The organism is Paraclostridium sp. MRS3W1 (assembly GCF_032465715.1).
In the GTDB taxonomy this organism is placed as follows: domain Bacteria; phylum Bacillota; class Clostridia; order Peptostreptococcales; family Peptostreptococcaceae; genus Paraclostridium; species Paraclostridium dentum.
Genome location: NZ_JAWDJM010000008.1, coordinates 1 through 2,707, shown reverse-complemented (window position 1 = coordinate 2,707; position 2,707 = coordinate 1). Strand labels below are relative to the sequence as shown.

The 2,707-nt window shown below is 22.1% G+C and carries 2 protein-coding genes; both read right to left on the bottom strand.

The window, feature by feature from the left end; genetic code table 11:
• Nucleotides 1-57: 57 nt before the first annotated feature.
• Entirely contained in the window at nucleotides 58-744 is a 687-nt protein-coding gene (locus tag RWY47_RS01005) for a sporulation protein (protein WP_224170290.1), read from the bottom strand.
• A gap of 563 nt (nucleotides 745-1,307) precedes the next feature.
• Nucleotides 1,308-2,504: a S41 family peptidase gene (locus tag RWY47_RS01000; RefSeq protein ID WP_025163175.1), complete on the bottom strand. Its 1,197-nt coding sequence runs from the start codon at nucleotides 2,502-2,504 to the stop codon at nucleotides 1,308-1,310.
• Nucleotides 2,505-2,707: the final 203 nt, after the last annotated feature.

Below are 2,707 nucleotides of genomic sequence, written 5' to 3'. Positions count from 1 at the left end.
ATATTAAATTTATATTTTTTGACATGGAAGTTTTTCTTCCTATACTATATGTTTATGCTAAATTTTAAATTTAATAACAGAATATATTTTATTAGTTAAATAATTTAAATCATTTATATATTTATATTCAAATGTAACTTTTATATTTTGATTTAAATATACTTCTATAAACTCATTTTTTTGCTTAAAAAAAATTTCAATATCATTTTCATTTTGATCCAAAGCTTCTTTCAATTTTCTGAATTTAAAGCACTGAATAAATGGTAAATTATCATATTTGTTTTCTGTATATTTATTCTCTACTTCTATTAAAGAAAACCCTAAATTTTCTATAACATAAATTGTATTTTCTATGTATTTTGGAGGTAATATGTCTATATAATATTTTTCTTCTAATTTATTTTTACCATTTTCTTTTAAACATGTCTTTATCCATATATGACTTTTGTGTATTGATACTGGAACTTTTTTATTTACCTTAAATTTAAATGGAACTTTTACTAATCCACCCTCAGTTATACTTTTGTCTAAATTTATTTCTACCTTTTGTAAAACTACTTTTTTTCCGCCTATATTTTTATATTTATCTTTAATATAGTTAGTTTTTATATATATTTTTATATCATGTAATTTTTTATTTAAATCCAAACCACTTAAAACGCAAACTCCTTCTATATCTTCATCTGGATATATTTCTCTTGAGTTTATAAATGTTTTTAATTTAATTTCATTTAAATTACTCATGTACCCCTCCTATTTTAAAATACTCTTTACTATATTATTAATTATATTTTCCTCTAAAATATGCTTATTTAAGCAAAATAAAAGGATATATATAGAACTTTAAAGTCCAACATATAATCCCTTATTTTATTTCGGTATAATAAATTTATTTAACAAATAATAATTTTTAACTGTATAATATATCCCGCCTAAAAATTATATTATTTACATAAAAAAGCTAGCTATAGGTGCAACAGCAGTAACAACAAATGCTAGTATTATTAAAAATATAGCAACTCTTTTCATTCCTAAGTTTTTTGATTTTTTTTCTTGTTTTATCATTTTAACCTATCCTTTCAGTTATAACGTTAATTTGTACATTTTATTATACAACTTACAAATATATTAATCAAAAAAATTTTGTATTTAAATTAATCCAATTTTAATTCAAACATAATAATTTATTAAAAAACATTTATATTTACTCTACACTATTAATATAGTATTATTCTATACTATTTTAAAAAAACCTTTATATTTATAGTGTCAAAATTAATATTTTTAACTTTCATAAAACTTATATTCTAATTTATGTGTTCTAACTCTAAAACTTTATTTATGCATTTATCATCTTTTACATTTTTAGTTCTTTCACAGTTATTTATTTCAAAATCAGGAATAGTTTTAACTTCCTCATCACATATTCCATCTTTATTTAAATACATTCCACTAGCCATTCTAACTATCAAGCCACTATTTTTCAATTCAAACAAAGCAGGGTCTAATCCACCCCCATCGCCTCCAGTGGTGCCTCCTATCAAAGTTGCAAATTTAGATTCTTTACAAAACATAGCAAAGAATTCTGATGATGAATATACCTTTTTATCCGTAAGTAAATATATATTACCTTTAAAATTCAAATTATTACTAGCTTTTATTGTATAAGACGTATTTTCAAACCCATCGAATTTATTAAAAATTTCTTTTGGCGCATTTTTTCTTATACTCTGAGGTAATTTATCAATAGGGTTTAATTTTATTTTTCTTTCATCCGTATAATTTTTTATTAATTCACTTTTGTTTCTATAAACTCTATAACCACTTATTTTAATATCATCGTTTATAAGCTTAGAAACAATTCCTTGCCAATAACTATCACTCCCACCTTTATTTCCTCTTATATCTATAATTAAAGCCTTGTAATTGTCTAGTGTTTTTATATAATCTCCAATCATATTTAAATCATTTTTCATAGAACCATGTTGTGGTGCCATAGATGGTAAATACATATATCCAACACTACCATTTACTGCATCTTGTAAAACTAATTCTTTTTTTAAAAAACTACCATCACAAATTTTAATTTCTGATTTTATATTATCGTATCTTTCTATAACTTTTTTATCATTAAGAAAATCATACCAATTGTTTTTCGAATATGCTTTTTTAAACATTTCATATCTTTTTTTATTATTTATTACCTCGGTATGCTTATTTCCTAATTCTGCTAATATATCCGACATCTCAGCTACAAATTCATCATCATTTGTAGTATTTTTAATTCTCTTTATATATGTATTCTTATTAGATATCCAGTCTTTTCCACTTAATCTTGTATTTACATCTAAATATGGATATCCTTCTTTTATTGTATTATACATATACTTAAAATCACTTACTTTTTCAGTTGTAGATAATTGATCCGATTTACTGTATACCTTATTTCCAAAGATAACTATAGATCCAAAAACAATTATTAAAAATAATAATTTCTTTTTCATTTAATTCACTTCCTTATTGCACTAATAACCTTAAACATTGTAACATCCCTTTCCAACAAAATCCAGGTTGCTAATTAATCATTTAAAAAGTTATTTAAATTATGTTAAAATTTATATTTTTTAATATAATCCTTAGTATGCTCTATTTTTCAATAAAATTATGTACATATTTAGTTAAAAAAAATACTACCATAAAATTATGG